Origin of the sequence: Rhodococcus sp. IEGM 1409, from assembly GCF_030056735.1 — a bacterium.
Taxonomy (GTDB): domain Bacteria; phylum Actinomycetota; class Actinomycetes; order Mycobacteriales; family Mycobacteriaceae; genus Rhodococcus_F.
Genome location: NZ_JASHKN010000008.1, coordinates 217,571 through 242,462, shown reverse-complemented (window position 1 = coordinate 242,462; position 24,892 = coordinate 217,571). Strand labels below are relative to the sequence as shown.

General features: G+C 61.2%; 26 protein-coding genes, 1 tRNA gene and 1 pseudogene. 10 read left to right on the top strand and 18 right to left on the bottom strand.

Translation table 11 applies throughout. The features are described 5' to 3' along the window. Positions 1-43: 43 nt before the first annotated feature. Positions 44-424 carry a VOC family protein gene (locus QM716_RS21235; RefSeq protein WP_283306064.1) on the top strand — a complete coding sequence of 127 codons (381 nt, stop codon included), beginning with the start codon at positions 44-46 and terminating at the stop codon, positions 422-424. A gap of 3 nt (positions 425-427) precedes the next feature. Here the strand turns inward: QM716_RS21235 and QM716_RS21230 are convergent, their stop codons facing one another. The 3 genes from QM716_RS21230 to QM716_RS21220 form a co-directional block, all read right to left on the bottom strand. Then, on the bottom strand, positions 428-2,128 hold the full coding sequence (locus tag QM716_RS21230) for a GAF domain-containing sensor histidine kinase (RefSeq protein ID WP_283306062.1): 1,701 nt from the start codon (positions 2,126-2,128) through the stop codon (positions 428-430). Next, positions 2,118-2,867, bottom strand: a complete 750-nt coding sequence (locus tag QM716_RS21225; RefSeq protein ID WP_283306061.1) for a response regulator transcription factor — start codon at positions 2,865-2,867, stop codon at positions 2,118-2,120. The genes QM716_RS21230 and QM716_RS21225 overlap by 11 nt, the downstream gene beginning before the upstream one ends. Positions 2,868-3,083: 216 nt before the next feature. Further along, a complete protein-coding gene (locus tag QM716_RS21220; RefSeq protein WP_283306060.1) occupies positions 3,084-3,428 on the bottom strand; it encodes a PNPOx family protein in 345 nt (114 codons plus the stop codon). Between the two features lie 238 nt (positions 3,429-3,666). On the opposite strand from QM716_RS21220, the gene QM716_RS21215 reads away from it, so the two are divergent. Further along, positions 3,667-3,888 (top strand): RGCVC family protein, encoded by a 222-nt coding sequence (locus QM716_RS21215; RefSeq protein ID WP_283306059.1) that lies wholly within the window; start codon positions 3,667-3,669, stop codon positions 3,886-3,888. 108 nt (positions 3,889-3,996) lie between these two features. Here the strand turns inward: QM716_RS21215 and QM716_RS21210 are convergent, their stop codons facing one another. Then, positions 3,997-4,560, bottom strand: a complete 564-nt coding sequence (locus tag QM716_RS21210; protein ID WP_283306058.1) for a hypothetical protein — start codon at positions 4,558-4,560, stop codon at positions 3,997-3,999. Positions 4,561-4,622: 62 nt separating this feature from the next. After that, a complete protein-coding gene (locus tag QM716_RS21205; RefSeq protein WP_283306057.1) occupies positions 4,623-5,072 on the bottom strand; it encodes a winged helix-turn-helix transcriptional regulator in 450 nt (149 codons plus the stop codon). Between QM716_RS21205 and QM716_RS21200 the strand changes: the two are divergent. Beyond that, a pseudogene (locus tag QM716_RS21200) lies at positions 5,011-6,339 on the top strand (MFS transporter); the annotation flags it as partial. The gene QM716_RS21205 and the pseudogene QM716_RS21200 overlap by 62 nt on opposite strands. 24 nt (positions 6,340-6,363) lie before the next feature. Here the strand turns inward: QM716_RS21200 and QM716_RS21195 are convergent. Then, positions 6,364-7,614 carry an amidohydrolase gene (locus tag QM716_RS21195; RefSeq protein ID WP_283306056.1) on the bottom strand — a complete coding sequence of 417 codons (1,251 nt, stop codon included), beginning with the start codon at positions 7,612-7,614 and terminating at the stop codon, positions 6,364-6,366. 98 nt (positions 7,615-7,712) lie between these two features. Then, positions 7,713-8,132, bottom strand: a complete 420-nt coding sequence (locus QM716_RS21190; RefSeq protein WP_283306158.1) for a hypothetical protein — start codon at positions 8,130-8,132, stop codon at positions 7,713-7,715. A 398-nt stretch (positions 8,133-8,530) separates the two neighbouring features. On the opposite strand from QM716_RS21190, the gene QM716_RS21185 reads away from it, so the two are divergent. Then, positions 8,531-10,228, top strand: a complete 1,698-nt coding sequence (locus tag QM716_RS21185) for a 3-ketosteroid-delta-1-dehydrogenase (RefSeq protein ID WP_283306055.1) — start codon at positions 8,531-8,533, stop codon at positions 10,226-10,228. Between the two features lie 560 nt (positions 10,229-10,788). Further along, positions 10,789-11,601: a M23 family metallopeptidase gene (locus QM716_RS21180; RefSeq protein ID WP_283306054.1), complete on the top strand. Its 813-nt coding sequence runs from the start codon at positions 10,789-10,791 to the stop codon at positions 11,599-11,601. Between the two features lie 106 nt (positions 11,602-11,707). Here the strand turns inward: QM716_RS21180 and QM716_RS21175 are convergent, their stop codons facing one another. From QM716_RS21175 to QM716_RS21150, 6 genes are all read right to left on the bottom strand, one after another. Beyond that, on the bottom strand, positions 11,708-11,851 hold the full coding sequence (locus tag QM716_RS21175) for a hypothetical protein (protein WP_283306053.1): 144 nt from the start codon (positions 11,849-11,851) through the stop codon (positions 11,708-11,710). A gap of 106 nt (positions 11,852-11,957) precedes the next feature. Further along, positions 11,958-12,419 carry an Hsp20/alpha crystallin family protein gene (locus tag QM716_RS21170; protein ID WP_283306052.1) on the bottom strand — a complete coding sequence of 154 codons (462 nt, stop codon included), beginning with the start codon at positions 12,417-12,419 and terminating at the stop codon, positions 11,958-11,960. A 199-nt stretch (positions 12,420-12,618) separates the two neighbouring features. Then, positions 12,619-13,989: an FAD-binding oxidoreductase gene (locus tag QM716_RS21165; protein ID WP_283306051.1), complete on the bottom strand. Its 1,371-nt coding sequence runs from the start codon at positions 13,987-13,989 to the stop codon at positions 12,619-12,621. A 277-nt stretch (positions 13,990-14,266) separates the two neighbouring features. After that, the gene (locus tag QM716_RS21160) at positions 14,267-14,815 is read right to left on the bottom strand and encodes a hypothetical protein (RefSeq protein ID WP_283306050.1); all 549 of its coding nucleotides are present in this window, start codon (positions 14,813-14,815) and stop codon (positions 14,267-14,269) included. Between the two features lie 53 nt (positions 14,816-14,868). Beyond that, complete coding sequence (locus QM716_RS21155) at positions 14,869-15,753, bottom strand: MBL fold metallo-hydrolase (RefSeq protein ID WP_283306048.1); 885 nt, start codon at positions 15,751-15,753, stop codon at positions 14,869-14,871. A gap of 464 nt (positions 15,754-16,217) precedes the next feature. Continuing rightward, positions 16,218-17,882 (bottom strand): hypothetical protein, encoded by a 1,665-nt coding sequence (locus tag QM716_RS21150; protein ID WP_283306047.1) that lies wholly within the window; start codon positions 17,880-17,882, stop codon positions 16,218-16,220. Positions 17,883-18,025: 143 nt separating this feature from the next. On the opposite strand from QM716_RS21150, the gene QM716_RS21145 reads away from it, so the two are divergent. Both QM716_RS21145 and QM716_RS21140 read left to right on the top strand, forming a co-directional pair. Further along, positions 18,026-18,289, top strand: coding sequence for a hypothetical protein (locus QM716_RS21145; protein ID WP_502942107.1), 264 nt, complete (start codon positions 18,026-18,028; stop codon positions 18,287-18,289). A gap of 429 nt (positions 18,290-18,718) precedes the next feature. After that, a complete protein-coding gene (locus QM716_RS21140; protein WP_283306046.1) occupies positions 18,719-19,210 on the top strand; it encodes an FBP domain-containing protein in 492 nt (163 codons plus the stop codon). Between the two features lie 148 nt (positions 19,211-19,358). Here QM716_RS21140 and QM716_RS21135 read toward each other — a convergent pair whose 3' ends face one another. The 5 genes from QM716_RS21135 to QM716_RS21115 form a co-directional block, all read right to left on the bottom strand. Then, positions 19,359-20,099 carry an ABC transporter permease gene (locus QM716_RS21135; protein ID WP_283306045.1) on the bottom strand — a complete coding sequence of 247 codons (741 nt, stop codon included), beginning with the start codon at positions 20,097-20,099 and terminating at the stop codon, positions 19,359-19,361. Next, positions 20,096-21,031, bottom strand: a complete 936-nt coding sequence (locus tag QM716_RS21130) for an ABC transporter ATP-binding protein (RefSeq protein WP_283306044.1) — start codon at positions 21,029-21,031, stop codon at positions 20,096-20,098. The genes QM716_RS21135 and QM716_RS21130 overlap by 4 nt, the downstream gene beginning before the upstream one ends. Continuing rightward, positions 21,031-21,390 (bottom strand): GntR family transcriptional regulator, encoded by a 360-nt coding sequence (locus QM716_RS21125; protein WP_283306043.1) that lies wholly within the window; start codon positions 21,388-21,390, stop codon positions 21,031-21,033. Before QM716_RS21125 ends, QM716_RS21130 begins: the two co-directional genes overlap by 1 nt. Positions 21,391-21,776: 386 nt before the next feature. Further along, positions 21,777-21,850: transfer RNA gene (locus tag QM716_RS21120), tRNA-Gly, on the bottom strand. A gap of 67 nt (positions 21,851-21,917) precedes the next feature. Next, positions 21,918-22,109, bottom strand: a complete 192-nt coding sequence (locus QM716_RS21115; protein WP_283306042.1) for a hypothetical protein — start codon at positions 22,107-22,109, stop codon at positions 21,918-21,920. A 46-nt stretch (positions 22,110-22,155) separates the two neighbouring features. Here QM716_RS21115 and dcd point away from each other — a divergent pair, with 46 nt between their 5' ends. The 3 genes from dcd (at position 22,156) to QM716_RS21100 (ending at position 24,892) form a co-directional block, all read left to right on the top strand. Beyond that, on the top strand, positions 22,156-22,725 hold the full coding sequence (gene dcd, locus QM716_RS21110; protein WP_019747488.1) for a dCTP deaminase: 570 nt from the start codon (positions 22,156-22,158) through the stop codon (positions 22,723-22,725). A gap of 29 nt (positions 22,726-22,754) precedes the next feature. Further along, entirely contained in the window at positions 22,755-23,039 is a 285-nt protein-coding gene (locus tag QM716_RS21105; RefSeq protein WP_283306041.1) for a hypothetical protein, read from the top strand. Positions 23,040-23,368: 329 nt separating this feature from the next. Further along, positions 23,369-24,892 (top strand): hypothetical protein, encoded by a 1,524-nt coding sequence (locus QM716_RS21100; protein ID WP_283306040.1) that lies wholly within the window; start codon positions 23,369-23,371, stop codon positions 24,890-24,892.

Here is a 24,892-nt window from a genome sequence, read left to right as displayed (position 1 = left end):
TCGAGAGAGTTGTCTTCACAGGCGGAAAGAAAGCGAGTTTGTCATGGCGTGTCGTATCAGTGAACTGGTGTTCGGTTGCCGGGATCCCGAGGTGCTGGCGCGGTTCTGGTGCGAGGTTCTGGACTTCGTCGTCCTCGATCGAATGGACGATGGTTCGTTGGAGATCGGCCCACGCGAAGGCTTTGGTGGTCCACAGCCGACGATCATCCTCAGTCGCAGAGATGAACCGGAGAAGGGCAAGCCTCGCCTGCATATCGACGTCAATGCTACCGATCGCGATCAGGAGGCCGAACTCGAACGCCTACTGGGTCTCGGTGCTCGCCCGGCTGACATCGGCCAGACAGGGCAGGAACAGTGGCATGTCCTCGCGGACCCCGAGGGTAATGAGTTCTGCCTGCTGAAGGCTCAACTCGATCCACTCTGATGCTCAACGGCCATGGCTCGGTATCGGACTTCGCTTGGGGCTCAGCGGAACACGCCAGACCAATTCGGTGACACCGTTCTCGCTGGTGATGTTGCTCGAGCCTCCGCACTGACGAGCGCGGGTCGCAAGGTTGTCGAGTCCGTGAATTCTGGTTGCCTGGTCGATACCCACACCGTCGTCGACGATGCTGATGACAAGCTCCTCGGTGGCCCGGATGGTGACGTCGATGGCGTCGGAATGCGCATGTCGCAGAGCGTTGCTCAAGCCTTCGCGCACAACGGCTTCGGCGTGCGGGGCAAGTCGAGCCGGGACGGAACTGTCGATGGTTCCCTCGAAAGTGACGCTGGGAGTGATCGACGAGTGGCCGGACAGGCCGTTAACCGCGTCGAGTAGTCGCCGCCGCAGACTTGCGGGAGTGGACATTTCGCTCGTGTGGAGGTCGAAGACTGCGGTGCGAATTTCGCGGACTGTCCGGTCGAGTTGATCTACAGATGTGTCCAATACGGTTCGAACGGTGTCCTCGTCGCCTGGACGTTGCAATACCCCCTGCAAACTCAATCCAGTGGCGAACAGCTGTTGGATGACGTGGTCATGGAGATCACGCGCGATTCGGTCGCGATCTTCGAGGACGTCGACCAGTCTTTCTTTCCGTTGCTGTTCTGCGAATTCGACAGTGACAGAAGCGATGTCTGCCATTGCCGTCAGTTGCTCGATCTCCTCGACGCCCCACGGTCGGTCGCTGCGGCGTGACGCGAAGAGAACTCCGCCGCCGAACGAAGTCCCGGAGAGGGGGAGTGCGATCACCGATTCGTCGTCGGAAACATTCAGTGCCGGAACGGAACTGCCACGTAGGGCAGAGATCGGCCGCCGGCTGCGCGCAGCGTCGTCGACCACGGTCCCGGACAGATCGACGGCTGAGCCGGTCGTGGCGGCAGGCTGGGAATCGGCAGCATCGGCGACGTGGACTACCGGCTCTCTGCCGAGGTCGTAGCGAACGACGCACACAAGATTTCCATCCGTGAGATGCCGCGTCGTCCGAACAAGTTCGGCTAGCGTCTCGTCGCGGGATCCGCCGCCGAGCAGACGGGCATTGACGGCGGCGACGGCCTTGAGCCAGGCTTCCCGCGTGCGGGATTCCTCGAACAGGCGCGCATTGTCGATTGCGATGCTCGCAGCATTTGCCAGGATCTGGAGTACCGCCTCGTCGCGGTCGTCGAATGCAGTCCGGTCCGAGCTGTCCGCGAGGTAGATGCTCCCGAACACCTCGCCCCTGACGAAGATCGGAACACCGAGAAACGTGTCCATCGGTGGGTGATTGGTTGGAAACCCTGCCGAGGACGGATGGGAGGAGATGCGGTCGGTTCGAACCGGGCAGGGTTCTTGAACGACCAGGCCCAGTAGCCCGTGGCCTTCGGGAAGGTGCCCGATCTCGGCAACTTGACCCTGATCCAAACCGGAGTGGATGAATCGCGACAAGCGGCCGTCGGGGGACTTCACGCCGAGGGCACCGTAATCCGCCTCGAGGAGATGCCGCGCAACGTCGACTATCTGTTGCAGGGTTTCGTCGAGCTGGAGCGTGGACCCGACAGTCAATACGGCACTGAGCAGTTTGGGAATCGCAGTCGGGTTCAGAGCAGCGACTTCGGCGCTTGCGGCGATGTCGCCGAAAAGGCTGAGCATGAGCGCGTCGCGGCTACCTGGCATGGTGTGTGCCCGTAGTGGCGGAGAATGGCGAACCGGACGGTGTCAGTAGGTGAGTGGTCGCCTGTCCTGAAGGATCCGGGTGAGCAGTGCCCGCACGAAGCTTCGTCGCCAGAACTGCAGCCTGAGTTCGACGTTCGAGGCCCAGTTTTTCGAGGATGCGTGAGACGTAGTTCTTGACTGTTTTCTCCGAGAGTTCCGCGTGCGTGCTGATCTCTCGATTGCTCAGCCCCTTGCCGATCAACTCGAAGATCAACAATTCCTGATCGGTCAACAGTGCTGCCGCAGTACCCGACTCCTGCTCGGAACGGATGCGCCGCACCAAACCGATCACCGCCTGGGTATTCAACAGCGATTTCCCGGTAGCAACCGTACGGATCGCCGAAACCAGGTCATGGCCGCGAATGTTCTTGAGGACGAATCCACGTGCGCCGGCGATCAAGGCGTCGAGCAGTGCATCGTCGTCGGAGTACGACGTGAGCATCAAGGTGGCCGCGTCCGGGTAGGTCGACGCCAATTCTCGGCACAGTTCCACACCGTTGCCGTCGGGAAGTCTGACGTCCATGACAACCACGTCGGGTCGGCATTTGGGTATTCCGACCGAGGCTTCGCGAACACACGACGCCTCGCCCACAACGTTGAATCCCGATACCTGATTCAACAGGTCTGCCAATCCACGACGGACGATCTCGTGGTCGTCGACCAGATAGATGCCGATCGTCACGGTGGTCACCTCTTCCATCTCACGCCTGCCATCGATGTTACCGGACGGTAATGTCCCGACAGGGTCGGATTGTTCGACCGATGATCGACAAGAAACCCGCGTCGAAGGGTGCGAGAGCGAGTGTCGATTGCACAGGGCCAAAGGTCCCGACCGTCACGAGATCTGAATCACCGCGATCTCGCGAGGTGGTGGGCGCGAGCTGAATGTGGTTGCGCCGGTAGCTGTTCGAACCGTTCAGTCGACGGGAGCGAGTTCGATGGAGACGTAGACACCCTTGCCTTTTCGGTGTGCGAGCGCCTCACCAGGACGATCGATACCGTCCAGCTGGAGAACGATCGGACCTTGTTCCGGATAGAAATTGCGCCACCAACTCTTCTTGTCCGGCATGGCAACGCCGATCGTCACATGGTCGCCCTTGCGCTTGTAGGACACGGGCGCGCTGAAGGTGCGTCCCGACTTGCGTCCGACGTAGGTGATGACGGTCATCGAACGGCCGAGAAGCTTGCCTACGATCGGAGCGCCGATCAGTGGTTGGACCACTACGTTCACGGCGGCGGATACACGTTGGAAAGTGTTCACGAGAAGCCCTTTCACATCGATTGCTGCACGAAATCGAATCCTGCACGGAATTACTGCGTGCAGTAGTTCTATCCTGCTCGACCGGGATTGTCGCGTGGGCAGAAATTGGTACAAACCGGTGCGCCGAAGCGAGTAGCGTGGGGTACGTCGAGGGTCATTCGAATATGCGCGGTCAAGCCATGTCGTCCTCGGCGCCAACCCGGTCTGTGGTCGAACGGCCGAGAACTGGAGCGCCTGTATGGCGTCGAACCCGTCCGATGTTTCGAATGCACGAGGGCAAGCCGAGTCGACTGACGCGGATCAGAAAACGCCGTCCATCTGCCCGGCGTGTCGGCACAGTATGGAATCCCACGATCCGCTCGGAGTTCGGTTCTGCGCAGTGACTGCCGACCGCGGTCTCGACCGAAAGTGCATCTGCGCCGCTGATCGCGAGGAAATACAGCACTACTCGCGATACTGATCCGTCTGGACATCACCTCCATTCCTTCGTCAGGATTCGACTGTCGCCTTGACGACGCTGTCGTGGCCACTGAATCGCGCCGTGGGTGAACAGCACTGAGGGCCAGATTCAGCGTCGTCGCGACCATTTGCCGCGAAGAAGCATCAGTGCGGTAAGGGTGAGCCCCCATCCGATGGTGGACAGCGCGACGCCCACGCCCGCTTGGCCGGTGACATCGGTGCTGGCGTCGATACTGAAGGCTGTGGTGAATCCTGCAGCAGTGCCTGTGGCCGCAGTCAGACCGCCCGCCGTCATCCATCGCGAGCAATGCGCGGAAACGAAACACGCCAGAATCACCGTCAGTCCACAGGCAACCACCTGCCAGGTAGGAAACTGCGTCGGGGCAGGCAGGCTGGGGCCGCGGAATCCGCCTTTGTAGTCGGCTGACCAGCTGAGCCAGCCCACGCAAGACAGAACGCCCAGCGTAAAAGCCAACAGACCGGTGCGCCACAGTCCGAGTGAGCCCGACCCCGTGTGCCCGGCGCCGGGGCCGGTCGTGGAGTGCTCCAGGCCAGTTCGTTCCGAACGCCAGATCGTCCAGATGATGCTCGCACCGATAGCCGTGGGCACGCCGACGAAGATGAATACGCTCCAGAGAAACTGCGGCCAAGAAAACTCGAGATCGACTGTCATGACTGGAGTATGCGCGTACTTCGAACCCAGCGCGGCCACCATTCAATGTGCCGAGTTGCCGTTCAACCTTCCACGACCTTCTCGACATGTGTATTGGTCGGATTCAGGTCGATGTTCCGTGCGTTGACCAGTCGAAGTCTGGGTACCGGATCTCCCGTGGTGTCGTCTATCAACGTCGAATGGAGTTCATCGTCATCGAAAGCGTGGCGTTCGCCCCACTGTCGCAGGCTCGTGATCACCACGAACAGATCCATGCCACGTTCGGTCAGGACGTACTCGTTGCGGGTCCCTTGCGCGTTTGATCGAACCTCGAAGATTCCTTGCTCGACAAGGACTTTGAGCCTGTCCGTGAGAATGTTCTTTGCGATGCCCAGGTTTCGTTGAAACTGACTGAATCTGGTTGCTCCATCGAAGGCGTCTCGCACGATCAACAACGACCATCGGTCGCCGATGATGTCGGCTGCTCGGGCCGCTGGGCAGCGCGAGTCCGTCCACTGTGTGCGATCAGGCATTGGATCCCCCATTGGTTGCGTTTTGAAACCGAACTGTCGTAGTCTTCGAATGGTATCAAAACGCAACCAAGTTGAGGTGGAAGTGTCCGAACGTCATGCAGTCGCGATCACACCGGTAGAGCCGAAAATGCCTCGCGGACTTCGCCTGTTGCTCGCCGTGCTCTGCGGGGTCTCGGTAGCCAATATCTACTACGCGCAGCCGCTACTCGGACAGATCGGCTCGGATCTTTCCATTCCTCCGGCCAGTCTCGGCTTCGTCGTGGCACTCGCCCAACTCGGCTATATGGCGGGGTTGATCGTGTTGGTGCCACTGAGTGATCTCGTGAATCGCAAGAGACTGATCGCACTCCAGATCGTCGCTGCTGCAACGGGAACGATGGTTGTTGCTCTGGCCACCACGAATGTGCAACTGTTGATCGGCATGACTGTCGCAGGCACGTTCTCCGTCGTCGTTCAAGTCATAGTCGCGTACGCTGCGGCAATCAGCGACCCGGACGAGCGGGGCGCAAACATCGGTGTAATCACCAGCGGCGTTGTTGTCGGCATCATCCTCGCTCGAACTGTCGCAGGCGCAGTTGCGGATCTGGCAGGCTGGCGTGCGGTCTACTCGGGATCCACCTTGATTTCGGTCGTGATCGCGGCTGTCGCGTTGACGATGCTGCCGAAAGACATTCGTTCGCACTCGAATCGGTGCTCGTATGCGCGTGCCATGGGGTCGGTCGTGACATTGGCGATTACAGACCGACTATTTCGCACGAGGGCTCTGATCACCTTGTTCCTGTTCGCGTCCTTCGGTGCGTTGTGGAGCGGAATGGCCCTGCCGTTGAGCGAGGAACCGTGGCGGTTGTCGACCACACAGATCGGGCTCTTCGGAATCGCCGGATTGGTCGGAGCATTGGGCGCGATCGGCGCCGGACGTTGGGCCGATCAGGGGAAGGCACAACGTGTCACCGGGGTGTCATTGGTCGTTCTCTTACTGTCGTGGGTATTGACCGCGCAGGCGACGCATTCGCTTGTCCTGCTCGTAGTCGGTGTTGTCGCGTTGGACTTCGCCGTACAGGCTGTTCATGTTACGAGCCAGAATCTGATCGTCGCGGACGAACCGGAATCGGCTGGGCGGATCATCGGCAGTTACATGGTGTTCTATTCGTTGGGCAGCGCGGCTGGAGCGGTTTCCGCCACTATGGTTTTCGACGCGGCAGGGTGGGGTGCTGCGAGCATTCTCGGCGGTGCCTACGCGTTTGCAGCATTGATCGTGTGGACGATCGATCGATTGCGGACCCGTCTCGCACTAGGGAGTTGGGAGCCACGTCCTGGCCGCGACGACCAAAGCGTTCACACCGATTGTCAGGGTCGGCTCGATCACGGGAGCGTAGTGCGGAGAGTGGTTCGACGGCACGGTTCGCAGGGCCGGATCGGTCATGCCACCTGTAGTGAACAGTGAAGGGTCGGTGCCGCCCAACAGCCAGTATGACAGTGGCGCACCGGCATTAGTCGCGAGAATGCCGACGTCTTCACTACCTGCTCCCGCACCGGGGTCGAGAATCTTGTTTGTCCCCAACCATTCGGCAAAAGCATCGAGGGTCTTGTCCAGCGCTGCCGGATCATTGACGACGATCGGAAAGTGCTCTGTCTCGGTGATGGTAGGTGGGGTGGGTGCGCCGGCGGTGGCCGCTTCGCCCCGGACGATGCGGTCGACGCTGTCGAGGATGCGTTGACGCACAGCCGCGTCGTAGCTGCGGATGTTGAGTTGCAGTTCTGCCTCGCCGGGAATCACGTTGGCGGCATCCCCAGCATGGATGGAGCCGACGGTGAGGACAGCCGTCGCAGTGCTCGGCACCTCGCGTGAGATGACAGTTTGCAGACGCAACACGGTTTCGGCTGCTATGACTACGGGATCGACCGAGTTCTCCGGCATCGAACCGTGGGCCCCCTTTCCGACCAGTCGCACGCGCAATGAATCCGATCCCGCGTACGAGGGGCCGGCATGCCCAGCGATCGTGCCTGCTGGTAGCGGAGCTACGTGTTGTCCGAGGACGATGTCGGGTCTCGGAAATCGTTCGAACAGGCCGTCGTCGACCATTGCTTGGGCACCCGCGCCGAGTTCTTCGGCCGGTTGGAAGACGAGGACAACAGTGCCGGACCACGTCGTTGTGTCCTGCGAGATGATCCGAGCCGCACCGAGTAAGCAGCTCGTGTGCAGGTCATGGCCACACGCGTGGCTGACCGAGACGGACTTCCCCTGATCGTCGGTCGTTGTCACGGTGCTGGCGTAGTCCAATCCGGTTTCTTCCCGAACCGGGAGGGCGTCCATGTCCGCACGCAGCAGCGCAGTGGGTCCTGATCCGTTCTTCAGGACTCCGACGACTCCGGTAGTTCCGACGCCGGTTGTGATGTCGAATCCCAATGCATGCAAATGTTTTTCGACGATCTTGGACGTGCGATCCTCGTGAAACCCGAGCTCCGGGTGGCTGTGGAGATCCTTGTAAACGTCGATCAGGTCTGGAGCGACGGAGATTGTTTCGTATACAGACGCAGTCATGAGAGTCCTCTCGGTAGCGTCTTTTCAGGCTAACCGGGATGACGGGCCGGCAAACAGGACCTCAGGTCCCACCGTGCGGGTGATTCGGACTTCGGGTGCTAGGGCACGTAAAACGATGCGACGCCTGGGGTGATCGTTCCTGCCACAGACAAGACGGCTACGGCGACTTGGCCGGTTCCGGTCTGGACGACCGCCTCTGCCGGGAATCCGTGCAGACCGTCCGAGAGCCGGGCGGAACCCGAGGCCCCGGTCGAGAGGTTAAGCCAGCGCACTTCGGACGAGAGCAGGCATCCCCAGCGGTCCTCCTTGCCGCCGGTGATAGTCACCGTGCCAGGTTGTTCGCCGACTACAGCCACACAGCGGACTGCGGGCGCGTCGAAACTGCCGTTCGGGTTGCCGTAGGGCGCAGGGTTGATCTGGAATGGAACGGTTACCGCCGCGGATGCGAGCGCTACCGGCGTCAGAGCCGAAACGATCACGACGGATGCGCAGACGCTGAGTCGACGAACGAGATTCACCACGAGAGACCTCCAGTATCCGGCAATGTCGTTTGTGGTTACCACTTTCCACCACGGTCGTGAGCGAAGGGACGGACTCACCATATCCGCTCGAATAGAAGAATTTCGTGGATTGAGGCCGCGCTGGTGTGATGGTGGATCGGCCTGCGAACTGATCGACAATGCCGAAAAACGATCAAACGCACTCGCGGTTCTTCCCGACGCCCGGCATCAACCGCCGCGAACATGTCACTCACGGACCTGGCTGTCCTGCGGTGACGGCCGCACTGCGCCAACTCCGACCGGATGCTCTTCGAGTCAACCCGCTCGCAGTGTCCCGCTGAATGGGCATCCGGACCCTACTCCGCTGCGACTGCCCTAGCGTTTGCGTCGATAAACCACGTGAAGGGATTCGTTCAATGGCTAAGAATCAGGCACCCCCCGCGACACGAGCCCATGACATCGCTGTCGACCTGCTTGTGATCGGGTCCGGCACCGGCATGGCGGCGGCCCTCACCGCGAACGAGCTCGGCTTGTCCACGCTGATCGTGGAGAAGACGCAGTACGTCGGCGGTTCGACGGCGCGGTCCGGTGGGGCGTTTTGGATGCCTGCCAACCCGGTACTGGCGGAAGCCGGTGCGGGCGACACCATTGCGCGCGCGAAGACGTATGTGCATGCGGCGGTCGGTGATACGGCACCCGCCGCACGTGGTGAGGCGTTCGTCGACAACAGTGCCGCCACGGTCGACATGCTCCACCGCACGACGCCCATGAAGTTCTTCTGGGCCAAGGAATACTCCGATTACCACCCCGAACTGCCGGGCGGTAGCGCCGCCGGCCGCACCTGTGAGTGCCAGCCGTTCGACGCGTCGGTGTTGGGTGCGGAACGCGGTCGCCTGCGTCCCGGCTTGATGGAAGCTGGGCTGCCGATGCCGGTGACCGGCGCGGACTACAAATGGATGAACCTGATGGTGAAGAAGCCGACCAAGGCTTTTCCGCGCATCATTCGCCGATTGGCGCAGGGCGTTTACGGTAAATACGTCCTCAATCGTGAATACATCGCCGGTGGTCAGGCGCTCGCAGCAGGTCTGTTCGCCGGTGTGGTGCAAGCAGGTATCCCGGTGTGGACCGAGACGTCGTTGGTTCGGCTCGTCACCGAGGGCGACCGCGTGACCGGTGCAGTCGTCGTTCAAGACGGCCGCGAGGTGACGGTGACGGCCCGGCGCGGCGTCGTTCTGGCCGCCGGCGGGTTCGACCACAACATGGAGTGGCGCCACAAGTACCAGTCGGAGAGCCTCGGAGAGCACGAGAGCCTCGGTGCCGAGGGCAACATAGGCGAAGCCATCGAGGCCGCGCAGGAGCTGGGCGCCGGTATCGGTTCAATGGACCAGTCGTGGTGGTTCCCTGCGGTCGCGAGCATCAAGGGACGGCCGCCGATGGTGATGCTCGCGGAGCGTGCGCTGCCTGGCTCGTTCATCGTCGACCACACCGGCCGTCGATTCGTGAACGAGGCAACCGACTACATGACCTTCGGTCAGCGGGTGCTCGAGAGGGAGAAGGCGGGCGACCCGGCCGAGTCCATGTGGTTTGTCTTCGACCAGGAGTACCGCAACAGCTACGTGTTCGCCGGCGGCATCTTCCCGCGTCAGCCACTTCCGCCGGCATTCTTCGAGTCCGGTATCGCGCACAAAGCGAGCAACCCGGCAGAACTCGCTCGCAAGGTCGGACTGCCGGAGGACGCGTTCACCGAGGCCTTCCGGACGTACAACGAGGCCTCAGTAGCAGGTAGCGACTCGGAATTCGGCCGTGGAGCCAGCGCGTACGACCGCTACTACGGTGACCCGACAGTGTCTCCGAACCCCAACCTGAGGCCGGTCGACGGTCGTTCACTCTATGCGGTGAAGATGACATTGAGCGACCTCGGCACCTGCGGTGGCGTACAGGCCGACGCGCGTGCCCGCGTGCTTCGTGAGGACGGCAGCATCATCGACGGCCTCTACGCGATCGGCAATACCGCGGCCAACGCATTCGGTCACTCCTATCCGGGCGCCGGCGCGACGATTGGCCAGGGGCTGGTTTACGGCTACATCGCTGCCCATCACGCCGCAGAGCGGTAGCTCGACCACACAATAGATCTACCTGACGGGAGATCAGCGCGCGTTTCCGATACCGGAACGTGCGCTGGTCTCCCGTTCGGCATTTTGCTGGTGGCGGCGTTGTCAGCCCGGGAGAATGTCACGACCGGTCGGGTCGAACGTGCAGAAACAGGTACGTACCCAGGTAGTTCAACCGTCGCGTGCAGCGTCGTGAAGCGACAGCGTATGAGGTGATTCCTCATCCGCAACGCAAGGATCTGCATGTTCCACCCCTTTCTCGACCGTCCGGGTAGACACCCGCCTCGATCGGTCTGCCGAAAAACTTGAAGTTCGGTGCGGCAACATTCACAGCGCACGGCAGAGCGAACCGCCGCGAAGTCAGAACTCATCAGAGTCTGATCGGTCCGTTTGATCGCCAGGCGCCCTCGATCGCGAGAGTCGTCATTTACGCGCCTCGCTCTGGGCGCATTCGCAAAGTTCTACACAACGGAGTCGGTGCTGTTCGCCATGAGTCAGCACGTTTCGAGTGCTGTCAGCCGGCAGAGGCTGCACCTTCACCGTCCATATCCAGTCAGGAAACAATGAGTAAGCACAGAAAACACAAGCCCTCCAACACAAAACGATTCATCGCCCTAACTGCGGGAGTAAGCGCCCTCGTGGGTGCCGGAGCAGTAGCCAACGCAGGTATCGCCGGTGCACAAGGCTGGTCGGCCAGTTGCGGCTGGGAGTGGCCGGTAGGTGGATCACTCTCGCAGGGTTACCACGCGGGCCATGACGGCGTCGACTTCGCCGTAAGCGTCGGTACTGCGCTCCATGCACCGACGTCGGGAACGATTTCTGTTGCAGGGCCGAATGATCCAGGAGGATACGGGACTTACATCCAATTGGAAGCAGACACCGGCGAGCAGATCCAGATGGGACACCTTTCCGACACTTGGGTCGGAGTGGGTCAGCACGTCGAGGTCGGCGATGAGATCGGGGCAACCGGCAACACCGGTAGCTCAACCGGTCCGCATTTGCATCTGCGGATCCACAGTGGCGGGGCCGTCGATCCGATGGCCTTCCTGAGTTCGGTCGGTGCGTGCGATACCGGTTCGAGCATTGTTCCTGCACCTGCACCTGCACCTGCACCTGCACTGGAAACGGCAATCGAATCCGCACAAGAGCTGGCTTCCGCTCCGGTTGTCGAACCCGTGTCATCCGAATCTGCACCGGCAGAAAGTATTCCGGAGATTGAACCTCGTGTGTCGGGCGAAGAGGTGATCGTCGCGGCCGGTGATACGTTGTCCGGTCTCGGTGCAGAACGTGGGCTTTCCTGGCAGCAGGTCTGGGACATGAACCCTCAGATCGTCGATCCCGACCAGATCTTCGTCGGTGACGTCATCAACCTGTAAAAGTAGAGAATCCAACTCTGGCACGATGCCTTCCGTCCGGTCGACCGGGCGGAAGGCATCGTGCCATTTGCTGGACAGCATATTTGGCGAAACTTGTGTCGCCTTGTCAGGGTTGAAACTCTTCGTTGTTTGGATTTTCCGGCGGGTTGGCCGAGAGAATGCGCTTCCACCACCGTTGCCGCTGCGGGTCTTCGTTCCAGACGACCGGTTCAGCGAGAGTGGGTGCGGGGACCGTGGTTGTCGCGGACATAGTAGACCTCCTGGGGTGAAAGGTTCTTGTGCAGGCGATTTCGCGCCAAGCACTGCAGAATTCTGCAGTGTGATCCAGGCGTGGGTAGCGCTACAGACCGATCAGGTCAGGCTTCGATCTGTCCCTGAGCTTCGGCCTCGGAGTGTGCAGATCGGGTAGGAGCCGCCGACGAGATTTCGATTCGCCTCGGTTTCGCCTTCTCTGCGATCGGCAAGCTCACGGTCAATACGCCGTTGTCGTACGAGGCGACGATCCGCTCGGAATCGATATCCTCACTGATGGACAGCTGCCTTCTGTACGTTCCCGTGAAACGTTCACCGGCCAGCCACGTCACTCCCTCTTCGGAGAGGGCACTACGGTGCGCGGTCAAGGTCAGAGTCGAGCCGTCTACCTGTACGTCCACCGATCCCGGGTCGACGCCGGGAAGATCGGCATGCAAGACGTAGTGGTCATCGATCTTGTAGAGGTCCATCGGCATGAAGCGAGGACTTCGGCTGCTGCCGGTTCCGGTAGCAAGCAAGGATTTGGTGATCGCGTCGATGTCGGTGAAAGGATCGAAACGAAGCACAGCAACACACCTCCCGTATCGTCGAAGAAAGGTCACCGTCACCTCGACGGCGACCGAACTCACTGTGCGAGAACATGATAACCAGTGAATCTGGCACTCTGCAACCTCGAGTGCCAGATTTTTCGGCTGAGACTTCAGGCCGAGATTCGGGAGGATGTGAGGCGAGTTCAGGTCGCCGATTACTCGACCTTTGGGGCCTCTAGGGGATCAGAACGCGCGGGTTCAAGATGTTGTTGGGGTCGACGGCGTTTTTGATTGCCCTGTTCAGCTTGACCACGACCGGGTCCAAGGCATTCGACAGGGCTCCTCGTTTGTGTTGTCCCACGCCATATTCTGTAGTCACGGTTCCTCCCAGAGTTCTCACGAGTTCGTAGATCTCTTGTCTCGCCGCGGCGGCAGATGCTGCGGCCGCTTCGTCTCCGACGGGATAGTTGAGGACGGGGTGAGTGAGCTCGTCCGCGGCGTGGGTGTAGCTGACGACAGTGGTGTTGTTGCGATTTGCTATGTCGGCGATACCGTCGGTGAGCGCAGGGAGCTTGTCGATCGGGACGGCGACATCGTCGCCGATAACCACGCCTTTCTGCTCGAAGGCTTCGTAGACGGCGTAGCGCGGACGGATGAACAGCTCACCTTCGTGAGGGTCGTCGGTGACGAATACAGCTGAGGCTCCCCGTTTTTCGCAGTGCGTGCGCATCAGTTCCATCTCGGCCTCTGCGGCGTTGCCCGCATCGGACCGCCCGATGAGGAGTGCCCCGGCGTCGGTGTCGAGTTCCATGCGGAGAAACTCTTCAGCCACCTTGATGGCAGCGTTGTCGAGGATTTCGAGTTCTGAAGGGCGCACGAGATTTGTGATGTCTTTCGCTGCGGCGACGGCTCCGGACATCAACGGGAAGAATGCCACAACTGTGTGAGGTGTCGGAGGCTGGGGGATGAGACGAAGTGTCAACTCGGTTATCACGCCCAGTGTGCCTTCGCTGCCCACGAACAGCTTCGTCAACGAGAGGCCCGGGGTGTCCTTGATGCGATCTCCGCCGAATTCAGCGATGGACCCATCCGCTAGCACAACGGTCATTCCCAGGACGTAGTCGCTGGTAACGCCGTATTTTACGCAACAAGGGCCACCTGCATTGGTTGCGGCGTTGCCGCCGATCGAGCAGATTTCAAACGACGACGGGTCCGGCGGATAGTGCAAACCCTCTTTTGCGGCAGCGACTTTGACGTCGTTGGTGAGGGCTCCCGGTTCGACGATTGCGGTGCGTGATGACACGTCTATGCGAATCGATCGCATTCGTTCGAGGCTGAGGGTTATCGCGCCGTCGATGGCTGTGGATCCGCCGACGACACTGGTCCCTGCGCCTCGTGGGATGACCGGAATCCGTCGGCTGTCGGCGAATCGGAGGGTTTCTTGGACGTCGGATGCCGTCGATGCACGTACGACGGCCACCGGTGTGCCTGCTGCGGGGTCGAAACTCCAGTCCTGTCGGTAGGATTGGAGTAGATCCGGATCGGTGGTCATCGCACCCTGTGACAATCGTTGGGTGAGCAGATTCAAGTCGTCGACATTGGCCATGATTCGAATTTCAGCCTTCCGATCCGAGATGTTCTACCGAAATAGGTTGAACCTGAGGGGTACCGATGGTCGGTCACCCGCCGACCGCGTGGACATCGTCAATGTGGCTGGGCGCCTTGTTTTCATCCCGGGTATGCGAGTGGACCTCGTGGTTGAAGCTAGTGTCTCGAGTGCGGTTGAGATCCACTGAATGTGGCGTACGGCACATTCCGTCCATTGTGTTCACTTCGAGTCACAGCGGGCGAGGGCGGGGTCAACCCCTGGCGGCACCGCTGTCTCAGACGTTGCTGAGGTCGGTCATCACCTGATCCAGTGCGCCGGTACGGCCCGGTGTGACTACTTTCTGGAATATCGTCAGTACGCACTCGTCGAGGGCGTCGGTCACCGACACAGTTTTCCGAGTGACCGTGTTCCGGTTGGACCAGCGGCCGCGGGCCATATGTGCCAGAACGATTCCGTCACGCAGGGCTGTCGCTCTCCGGCTCGAGGAATGCGCGAAGGTGTACGTCCTGCCGGAGATGGCGACCTCACATCGCTTGTTCTTTCGGCGCATAGCCCCGGGCTTCTGATCAGTCACGGTTCCGATCGTTCCGTCGGCCAAGTGAAGTGTTGCGGGATGACCTTTGCGGAACGTGAGTACCTGTCGATCCTGATCGGCTACCGACGATTCCCGCTTCCGGCTACCGGGAGTTCGATCGCTCTCGTCCGTGTGCGTGGGGAACAGTTTGCTGTACAGACTTCCCGATGGATCGAAAATGACTATGGCAGAGCCGTCTTCGGCAAGATTTACGGACCACCCGGCTTCTGTGGAACTGTTCCAATTCATGTCGACGATTATCCTACGAGTGATCTTTGAACGACAGACTGCCTGCTCGAACGTCAGCGGGCACGTCGAAACACCTTGTCTTCGTTTGTGGTGACGGCGCCGGACACGATGAGTCGTTCGAGGTGCAGTTGTGCTGTCCGTCGTTCGACGGCGTCGACGTACGGGGCCGTGACGTGGGGGCGGTAGACGAGTCGATGGGCGACGATGTCTTCCAAGCTTTTTGGTTCGCTGAGGAATTGAACGAGACGTTCTTCACGGCTGAGCAGTTTGTCGCGGTAGGCGGACAACCGGCGTCGGAACTCGTCGCTGCCCTCGACCACGCCTTTCTGGTGGAAGGTCCCGTACCATCGTGCGTCGATCGTTGCGACGTGATCGATGGAGTCGAGGAAGTCGTTGACGCTGCTACCCAGGTCGCCGTACATCGGGCCGAAGGACGTGAGGTCGATGTCGGCGACGTAGAAGAAGCCGTCGGGTTCGACGAGTACACCGCAGTGTCCGCGGGTATGCCCTGGCAGATGAATGACCGTCGCAGTGCGGTCACCGAGCTCGAAGACGTGGTCGTCCGCGATCCCCGCCACATTCTCGTGCGTCGGAGGTATGCCGTACTGCGTTGCTATCGATTGTTGGACCTCTGCTCGTTCGTCTGCCCGGAGGTCGTAGTTGTCGAGCAGTGTTTCGAGTGACGCGACCGAGGACGCGTCGAGGTGGTGTGCGAACGTCGGCACGTCGAAATGATGGAGTCCGGCGATGTGATCCTCGTGGCCGTGGCTGATGAACGCCAGGTCTGCGCCCACAGGATCTCGATCGAGGGAGAGCGAGGGGTCGATTACGAGGGTGCTTTCGGATCCGTGCACCACCACGGTGTTTCCGTAGGGGACGGCACCACCGTTCTCGGGAACCAATACCGAGACCTTGCCGAATTCTTCGGGTGTGAACATCTTTCGCCTCCCTCGTGACGATCGTGTCGTGATGACCCCGGCTTGCAGGCTCGACTCAGTCGAGTTGTAGTCGAGACCTCTCGACAGTATCGGTTGCCCACGCGGCGGGGTAAATCGGATAGTGGCTCGAGGACACATTCCGAGCCACGGACGCCTCGGGTATCCGCCTCGAACGAAAGCGTGGATGTAGGACCAGTCAGGTTGCGGTGCTTGCTATTTCGTTGAGAGTCCGCTCGACGGCTTGCCGATCTTGTTTGCCGGAGGGAGATACTCTGCATCTCGCAGCGTCGACGGGTGACCGGCACGTCGCGCATGGTTTCGACCATCTGCTGAGCCTGATCGACGCAATAGGTCGGGTGATGTGATCGCACGGGTTGGGGACGTGACTTCCATCAGGTTGAATCTCGGCTCACGTGACAAGACTGTCCGGGTACGCGGCGTGTATCGGACGACGCTGTTTCGGGTTAGCGGATCACCAAGTCGTGGTCGGTGGCGCTGAGCGTGATCGCCGCAATGTGATTGCCGCGCATCCAGTCCTGTACGAACGCGTCCAGAGGGGGGTTCGATGCCCGATCCGCGTAGGCGTCCGACGGGATCTCGACAGCCCCGACGAGGTGGCGCGGATCGGCGTCGAGGCCGGACGTGCGGGGAGTCATCCGTAGCCCGTCGGCGGTGTGTAGGAGGACCGGAAGAACTGTGCCATCCGGTGCAGTCACGGTCGCGGTCCGGGTAGTGGCGACCGGGTCGAAGTGGTCCACGTCCAGTCGGTATCCGGAGGGCTGTGCGTGCTGGCCGATCGCGTCGAGCAGGCGCGGGTCCACCACAGAGTACGGAAACCCGATGTCGATCAGAGCCTGACCGTCGATGGCGCCGTCGCGGGCGGGCAGGGTCGTGGACAGGTGCCAGGGGGCGGCGGGGGCCAGAGTGTCGGTCGAACGGTCTCTCGGCGCGTTCTCGATCGGCACGCCGAGGAGAGGTGCGCCGGTCGGTGTGAACTCCCAGTCGTCGCCGACGAGATCCTTGTGCCAGAAACCTAATTCGGCACCGCGGAGGCCCTCGACGCGCAGCTCCCGCCGATTCGGCCCAGGACCGAGGGAGTGCACACTGATCGCGGATGTGATTTCACCGGGAATCTTGGGTTGGTGCACCCAGTCCGGCGCCGGTAGTTGGATCGCGGCGGTACTACGGTCGAGGGTTTCGGCGACGAGGTTGGGCGCGCTGGGCTTGCCCGACTGGTCATCCCAGCTGTAGCGGAAGAAAATCGAGTCAGAACCCGAAGAGTCGAAATCAAATGTGCGGGTGCACATGTCGCCGTACTTGTTCATCACGAAGGTGGTTGATCCGGCCGCCGACAGTGAGTCAGCCTGGAACCGTCCGCCCAGCGGACCGCCGATCTCGTAGCTGTCGTCGTTGGGAAGCCACGGGTCCGCGTAGGTTATTCGGCTGCCGTCGCCGGTCAACGTGGGGATCATCGTCATCTTGGCGAGTCCGACGAAGTGAATCCGTCCTGCGACGTCGGTGAAAGTTTGGTTGTCCCACGGCGACGAGACGCTCAGTGCCCACCCGTTCGGGCGGTCCCCGGGGAGTTGTCGGCCCGGACCGCTCCACAGAGGCGCACCCCACGCTGAGGTCCAGTTCCACACGAGTGGGTCCTGGGATGCGTTGTCCATCGTGTAGATCCAGCCGCTGTCGTCGACCGCGACGAGTTCGTCGTCGTCCAGTGATATCCCGCCCAATCGGCCACGCAGGCACTCGGGTATCGGCGCGAAACGCCACGGTTCCGCCGTCGATGCGCCTGGCTCTCGCGGGCGAGTGAGTAAGTCGCGGTCGACGAGCGCGAAGTCCCAGAAACGATTGAATTGGGTAGTTGGCGTGCGGATCTCGACAGAGGTGGGGGCGGTCGAGCCGGTGAACGTCGGTAGGGTCGCCAACCCGACTCGGCCTCCGCCGGAGGGCGCACCTGGCGGGAGTTGGGCAGTTCCGAATGGTATGCAACTGGCCGGCCCGGGCTCGGTGGGCACGGCCGAGGAGAGGGGGGTGGGCCACAGCAGGGCGGCGGAGAGGAGGATACCGACGCTCAGTAGTCGCGATCGGCGCGATTGCGAAACTCCACTGTTGGTGTCGTTCACAGTCTGATTGTCGCACGATTCGCGTTGGTTTTACGGATTGTGCGGATTGTCTATGTGTGTCGGTCGTGGCGCAGAGTGCCGATCGCTGTGTTCGGGAGTTCTTTGACGACTGGAGAAACTGTCCTGCAAGTGCTTTCGTAGAATTGGCAGCCCACTCCGCAGGTTGGTGGCCTTCGCCGTTCGGTGAGTTCGGAGGGATAGATCCCCTTCTTGCCGCCGCTGCGGCTCTGCTCCTCTTGATCGTGGTCGGTCTGGTGTGGGCGGTCCGCACCCTCTATGTCCTTGGTCAGGACCGACGGTGGTCGTGGTGGATCCTGCCCTCTCCGATAGCCGTTATCGTTGCTGTCGAAGAGCTCGAGATCGGACAGTTCGATATCGCCCAGCGGCGAACCATCGGGGTTCGATGACTTCTCCGCAACTCACCTCGGCGGACCTTGGTACGAGTTCACGGCGGTCTGGCGTGACTGATGTTTCTCTTCGGACCGGGGCGCCGCTTGCCCTCGTCCGAAGAGGGCAACGCACCCCACAACAGCGACCGGAATGGGGTCCGGAATGGGGTACTGACGAAACATCTCGAGCGAAGATCAGTGCGCCATTCTTCAGTTCTGGCACTCCGCCATGGCAGGCATGAAGTGCTAAATCGAGTGGCCCGTGACGCAGACCTGTAGCTACCATCGCGGTGTGGACACATACACGGTGAGGCCCCATGGGCGTGAGGGGGTTGTCGGCGTCGTCTTCGCCGGCGACAGATAGCGCATTTCGGACCCGACAGCACTTGGTGCTGATCGGGCCATGAGCTGTACCCACCTTCACCGAGCCACGATTGGTATACACCCATGATCATTTTGACCGATTCATCGATCCGTTCCAGCCTCGTCAACGCGAGTCGTAAGGAGAAGTCCGATCTCACCCTGCCGGACCGCTTCGACACCATCGACTTCGACGCTCTCGACTACCTGGGCTGGCGAGATCCGAAAATGGGCCGACGCGCCTACGCGATCGTCCCGACACTCGACGGGGAGACCATCGGAGTCTTGCTCGTTCAAGCGGAGGCCACTCCGCGGTCGCGCGCACAGTGTTCCTGGTGCCGAGACACGCGACTTCCCAACGAGGTCGTCTTCTACGGCGCCAAGGTGGCCGGGCCTGCTGGTCGACGCGGCAGCACAGTCGGAACACTGATCTGCCGAGACTTCCAGTGCTCGGCCAACGTTCGCAACGAACCCCCGCTCCCTTATGCCGGCTACGATGCCGCCGCTGCGCGCCAGGATCGGAAAGATCAACTGGTGCTGCGGGCTTCGAGTTTTGTCGATCGGGTGGCTCGGCAGTAGAGCGGACCACCCGATCGGGGACGAGATAGCGCCCTGTTGCGACGTTCGCCCCCCTTCCTGGCTCAGGGAGGGGGACGAGCTGCCTAGACGGTTTTGATCCGAGGAGCACTCCGAGACGGTGCGACATGTGGCGTCGCACTTAACGCGGTCACGGCGTTGCGCGACGTAACGTCGCCCAGGCTCCGGCGATGCACGCGATCGCAAGGGCCAAGGGGAGTAGTGCCATTGGCACTACTCGGGGAGTATCGGCAAACCACGTACCGATCGCCGGCCACCAGTGCGCCCACGTGATCACGATCGCAGACAGGCCGAGCGTGCCCAAGAGTCCGGTGAGCGAAGCGAGCAGACCGGTGATCCGCCACCGCTGGTAGATCGCGCCAGTCAGCACTGCGATCGAACTGGTCAGCAGCAGCGTCGCAAACAGCGCGAGCAACTGTACGGCCGCGCTGTCGGTGAAATAGCGTGCGATGCCGAACATGCGCATGTGCACACCCCAGCCGTTGGTGGCGGACTCCGCCACTGACAGCAGTTGCAGCGCGATTGCGAAGACTGTCGACTGTGCCAGCGCCATTACCGTGGTGGCAGTGAAGAACTCGCGGCGAGTCACGCTCAGTCCGAGCGCGAACGGGAACGTCTGGGTCATCGACTGGAGGTAGAACGCCAACACGAAACCGTAAACGGAGAACACACTGCCAGTGAATCCCTCACCCTGCTCGTTCCCGACGATCGCGTAGATGGTGAAGCTGATCAAGAACGAGATCAACAGAATCCCCACCGGCCAGGCGATCAGCAACGGCCACGCGACCGTGTGCAGTTGGAGGACGGAGCCGATCCTGGACCGAGTGGGCGCCTTCTGGACCGTCCGTGACGCGGTCGTTGTGATGCTCATACGGTGACCTCCTTGCGCTGAGTCGTGGTCGCGATGACTAGTTCCTGTAAAGATGCCGGTTCCACCGCGACACCCGCCTCCCGCAGTCGGTTGCGGTCGGTGTCTGTCAGATAGGCCTGCAACGTGATTCGGCTGTGGGCGCCCAGCGTCTCCCGGTGCAGAACCGTACCGGACGCGGCAACAGCATCCACCGCAGCCAGGGGGCCGGTGACCACTACTGCGCGGCTTCGCAGTGCGTCCGCGTCCTCGTCGACGACAATCCGGCCGGCATCGACGACGATTACGTGCTCGAGCAGATTGGCTACCTCGTCGATCAGGTGAGTCGAAAGCACGACGGTGCGAGGATGTTCGGCGTAGTCGGCAAGCAGGCGATCGTAGAACAGTTGGCGCGCAACGGCATCGAGACCGAGGTACGGCTCGTCGAAAAGGGTCAGCGGCGCGCGGGAGGCAAGTCCGATGATCACCCCCAACGCCGACCGCATGCCGCGTGAAAGCTTCTTCACCTTGCGGCACAGGGGAAGTTGGAAGTCGTCGAGCAATGCCTCGGCGAACGCGTGGTCCCAATTCGGGAGAAGATGTCCGGCGGCGACGAGTACGTGCTTGACCTTGAGGTCTTCGGGGTACGTCTGGCTTTCCTTGACGAAGCACACGTTCGCCAGCACGTCGGCATTCTCGAACGGGGCAGCGCCGAATACCTCCACCTCGCCGCTGGTGTGCAGGTCCTGCCCGGTCAGTATCTGCATGATCGTCGTCTTGCCTGCGCCGTTGCGACCGAGCAGGCCGTAGATCTTGTTTCGGCTGATCTCGAACGAGACGTCCGCGAGCGCGTCGACGTCCCCGAACTTTCTGTCCACTGAGCGCATCGAGGCGACGAGTTCAGTTTCGTCGAAACGCCTGACGTGGGACTCAGTCGTTGTCGTGCTTGCTTTCATCAGTCCGCCTTCCTGTCGTTCAGCATGGATTTGAGTTCGTCGAGGGAAATCTGGAGGCGGTCGGCCTCCGCGACCAGCGGCTCGATGTACTGGCGCGCGAACGCTTCTCGGCGTCTGAACCTGAGTGCATCGCGGGCGCCGACAGTGACAAACATTCCGATTCCTCGTTTCTTGTAGAGGATCCCCTCGCCTACGAGCTGATTGAGGCCCTTGGCTGCAGTGGCCGGATTGATCCGGTGGAACGCCGCCAGTTCGTTGGTCGAGGGCACCTGCCCGTCCTCGGGTAGTGAGCCGTCGATGATCGAGCTCTCGATCTGCTCGGCGATCTGCTGGAACAGTGGTCGTCCGTCGTCGATCACGATGATCGGCGCTCGGTGTTCACTGGTTCGTTACTCATGTAATGAACCATAGAACTTGGAGGGGCATGTTGGCAACCCACGTGAGCTCTGTTCAGGTGCGGGATGGAAATTTTTGCAGCGTGGTCTCATTCGGCGATGTGAACGGTGGGCTGGCGCCCGGGCCAGGCTGTGGATGAGGCGAATTCGCGATGAGCAATGAGTCGGGGGCGCGATACAACGTGGAAGCGCTCTCGCGAAACCGGGTTCGGGTTTCGAAAGCGCTGGCGTGCGGAACATCGCGGCATGGATTCTGGGGCGCAGTGCCATCACGGTGACATTTCGCGGCGATCGAACATCTGTATGGCATAGAAAAAGCGGCTCCGATGCTGTTCAGAACCGCTTTTCTGTGGAGCCGATGACGGGAATCGAACCCGCGTATTCAGCTTGGGAAGCTGATGTTCTACCATTGAACTACATCGGCGTCGCAGCTGACCGGGCGTGTTTTCACCGCCGATCAACGTGCGTTCCGAACATTATCAGACGAGCTTTCAAGCAGCGTATCCCTGGCCGTCATTGATCAGATGGCGCGTGTCGAAGTCGATGCCATAGGTGGATGATTTGTCCACAAGTTCTGCGCGGGAGAGCCTTTCGGCATGGAGAACGCGAGACAGGTGGGGCTGGGCTCCGCCGGGCGAGTCGCGGAACCCGCCCATCGCGTTCGCTGAGCGCAGTGTGATCATCGCGGCGATGGGTCGGCACTGCTCGCAGAACCGGTAACCTCTACCTGTGCTGCTCTCCGATCGTGACATCCGTGCCGAAATCTCCGTTGGACGTCTGGGTATCGACCCTTTCGACGATTCCATGGTGCAACCGTCGAGCGTCGACGTGCGCCTGGACGGTCTGTTTCGGGTTTTCAATAACACTCGGTACACGCACATCGACCCGGCACTTCGTCAGGACGAGCTGACCAGCCTCGTCGAACCGGCAGAGGGCGAGCCGTTCGTACTGCACCCCGGCGAGTTCGTACTCGGTTCGACCCTTGAAGTGTGCTCGCTGCCGAACGACCTAGCCGGCCGCCTCGAAGGTAAGTCGAGCCTCGGGCGCCTCGGCCTGTTGACGCACTCGACCGCCGGTTTCATCGACCCGGGATTCAGCGGCCACATCACACTGGAGTTGTCCAACGTCGCAAACCTGCCGATCACGCTCTGGCCGGGAATGAAGATCGGACAGCTCTGCCTGCTCAAGCTGTCGAGCGCTGCAGAGTTCCCGTACGGAAGCTCCGAGGCCGGATCCAAATATCAGGGCCAGCGCGGCCCGACACCGTCGAAGGCGTACCTGAACTTCAACCGCAGCTGAACAAACGAACGATCTTCGGGGGGAGTCGCATGATCGGGATTTTCTACGGTCTGGTTTTCATGAACTTGTTGTTCGTGACCAGCACCGTATGTTTGCTGAAGCCGTCGAAAGCCAGTGCTGTTGCTGCTGCCTGTGCAGGAGTGGCTTGGCTGTTCTTCAACGGGCCGCTGGAAGGTCAGGTCTTGTGGTCGTTGAACAGAGAACACGGTCTGACGGTCTCGGATCTGATGTCGCTTGTTGCCTTCGGCATCGCCGTCCGCGGTTGGAATCAGGTACGCAAAGTCCGTGAAAACGTCGACGCAGATCGTTTCTGACCTGCACGCTCGCCTGGATTGACCGTCACGATTCGGACAGATGTTTCGACCTGGGAGCACAACAGTCGTCGAATCGGGCACAATTACTGGTTATGTGGTGGATTGTCGGAGGCGTACTACTCGTATGGGTCGTGTGTTCCATTCCGATTGCCATCCTTCTCGGACGGGGTATCGCGCGCCGGGACCGCGCAGAATTCGACGGGCGAAATCAACAGTGGGCCGACGACGTTGTCAGGTCGATCGAGAAGCAATCGGATCAGGACACTGCCGATCGGCGTAAACCACCACTGATCAGCTGACCAGCTGGACTTTTCCGGAGGTGAGTGGGCATGGAACTTCCATCCGATGCTCCCGACGACGTCGTGGCCGCGGCCGCCGGCGGACCCAGGGTTCCGCAGTTCGACCCCACAGTGGGGATTCCGGTAGTTCCGCCTGGGGGCGATGCTCCCCACCGGTTGGTGGTCATCGGGGATTCGCTGTCGCAGGGATTTCAGAGTGGGGCGATCTTCAATACCGATCTGTCGTATCCGGCGATCATTGCTCACCAGTTGGGTTGGCTCGACCAGTTCCGCCTTCCCCGCTACGGAGGTCCGGGCGGGCTTCCGCTCAACATCGAACTGTTGCTCCGCACCCTCGAGGAGCGCTTCGGACCACGGCTCGACCTCTGGGAGGTTCCGCTCGCACTCTTCGCTGCACGTGCGTTCATGGACCAGGTGGAGGACTACTGGGAACGCGGGCCGGGCAGTGAGGCGCCGACGTTCTCGGCAATCAACCACAATCTCTCGGTGTACGGGTGGGATCTTCGTGACGCTCTGACCAAGACAGCGCAGGGTTGTGAGGAGGCTCTTCATCAACCGCATGACGATTTGATCAGCCAGATCGTCGAGAACAACGGCGAACGCGCTGCACTGCGAGTTCTACCGCGAGGCTCCGACGCCGAGAAGCGCATGACCGCGTTCGACGCAGCAGTGGAGTTGGGCAAGGAAGGCATTGAAACTCTCATCGTCTTCCTTGGTGCCAACAACGCGCTCCGCACCGTCACTGAACTCCGAGTCGAATGGAGCGGCAACAACTTCCGTGACCCGGACGGCAAGCGCGACTACACGGTGTGGCAGCCCGAGCACTTCGCGTCGGAGTATGTCGAGGTGCTCGCTGCGATCCGGAAGATCAACGCGCAGCACGTCATCCTCTGCACCGTCCCTCACGTGACCATCGCACCGATCGCCCACGGGCTCGGTGGGAAGATCGAAATCGGATCCCGCTATTTCCCGTACTACGCGCGACCGTGGGTGCGCGATACCGACTTCGACCCACAGCGCGATCAACACATCACCGGCGCGCAGGCATGGGCCGTCGACACCGCAATCGACATGTACAACGACGGAATCGAGCAGGCCGTCGCAAACGCACGTCGGGTAGGGAAGGACTGGTACCTCTGCGATGTGGCCGGGTTGCTCGAGCGCGTGGCTTCACGGCGCTACGTCACCGACGTCAACGCGCGGCCGTCATGGTGGACGCCGTATCCCCTCCCCAAGGCACTGACCGACCTGCAACCCGTGCCGGACTCGCTGTTCCTCTCCGCCGACGGTCACGGTAGCCGCGCTTCCGGCGGACTCTTCTCGCTCGACGGCGTTCATCCCACGACAGTCGCGTACGGGGTGATGGCGCAGGAACTGGTAAACATCATGGTTACGGCCGGGGTCCAGTTCGACCGCGCGCAGGTCGATTTCGACCGACTCGTCCGACGCGACACCTTGGTGCGCACGCCGCCGCAAAACCTCGATTCCACACTCGGCGTCATCGGGTGGGCGGATGAGCATCTCAGTTTCGCCAAACGAGTGTTCGGCCTCTGA

What these genes read in the sequence shown, in the direction of transcription:
- QM716_RS21235 (WP_283306064.1), top strand. Translation starts at nt 44, where the DNA reads ATGGCGTGTCGTATCAGTGAACTGGTGTTCGGTTGCCGGGATCCCGAG.
- QM716_RS21230 (WP_283306062.1), bottom strand. Translation starts at nt 2,128, where the DNA reads ATGCCAGGTAGCCGCGACGCGCTCATGCTCAGCCTTTTCGGCGACATC.
- QM716_RS21225 (WP_283306061.1), bottom strand. Translation starts at nt 2,867, where the DNA reads ATGGAAGAGGTGACCACCGTGACGATCGGCATCTATCTGGTCGACGAC.
- QM716_RS21215 (WP_283306059.1), top strand. Translation starts at nt 3,667, where the DNA reads ATGGCGTCGAACCCGTCCGATGTTTCGAATGCACGAGGGCAAGCCGAG.
- QM716_RS21210 (WP_283306058.1), bottom strand. Translation starts at nt 4,560, where the DNA reads ATGACAGTCGATCTCGAGTTTTCTTGGCCGCAGTTTCTCTGGAGCGTA.
- QM716_RS21205 (WP_283306057.1), bottom strand. Translation starts at nt 5,072, where the DNA reads ATGCCTGATCGCACACAGTGGACGGACTCGCGCTGCCCAGCGGCCCGA.
- QM716_RS21195 (WP_283306056.1), bottom strand. Translation starts at nt 7,614, where the DNA reads ATGACTGCGTCTGTATACGAAACAATCTCCGTCGCTCCAGACCTGATC.
- QM716_RS21185 (WP_283306055.1), top strand. Translation starts at nt 8,531, where the DNA reads ATGGCTAAGAATCAGGCACCCCCCGCGACACGAGCCCATGACATCGCT.
- QM716_RS21180 (WP_283306054.1), top strand. Translation starts at nt 10,789, where the DNA reads ATGAGTAAGCACAGAAAACACAAGCCCTCCAACACAAAACGATTCATC.
- QM716_RS21175 (WP_283306053.1), bottom strand. Translation starts at nt 11,851, where the DNA reads ATGTCCGCGACAACCACGGTCCCCGCACCCACTCTCGCTGAACCGGTC.
- QM716_RS21165 (WP_283306051.1), bottom strand. Translation starts at nt 13,989, where the DNA reads ATGGCCAATGTCGACGACTTGAATCTGCTCACCCAACGATTGTCACAG.
- QM716_RS21160 (WP_283306050.1), bottom strand. Translation starts at nt 14,815, where the DNA reads ATGAATTGGAACAGTTCCACAGAAGCCGGGTGGTCCGTAAATCTTGCC.
- QM716_RS21155 (WP_283306048.1), bottom strand. Translation starts at nt 15,753, where the DNA reads ATGTTCACACCCGAAGAATTCGGCAAGGTCTCGGTATTGGTTCCCGAG.
- QM716_RS21140 (WP_283306046.1), top strand. Translation starts at nt 18,719, where the DNA reads ATGATCATTTTGACCGATTCATCGATCCGTTCCAGCCTCGTCAACGCG.
- QM716_RS21135 (WP_283306045.1), bottom strand. Translation starts at nt 20,099, where the DNA reads ATGAGCATCACAACGACCGCGTCACGGACGGTCCAGAAGGCGCCCACT.
- QM716_RS21130 (WP_283306044.1), bottom strand. Translation starts at nt 21,031, where the DNA reads ATGAAAGCAAGCACGACAACGACTGAGTCCCACGTCAGGCGTTTCGAC.
- QM716_RS21115 (WP_283306042.1), bottom strand. Translation starts at nt 22,109, where the DNA reads ATGATCACACTGCGCTCAGCGAACGCGATGGGCGGGTTCCGCGACTCG.
- QM716_RS21105 (WP_283306041.1), top strand. Translation starts at nt 22,755, where the DNA reads ATGATCGGGATTTTCTACGGTCTGGTTTTCATGAACTTGTTGTTCGTG.
- QM716_RS21100 (WP_283306040.1), top strand. Translation starts at nt 23,369, where the DNA reads ATGGAACTTCCATCCGATGCTCCCGACGACGTCGTGGCCGCGGCCGCC.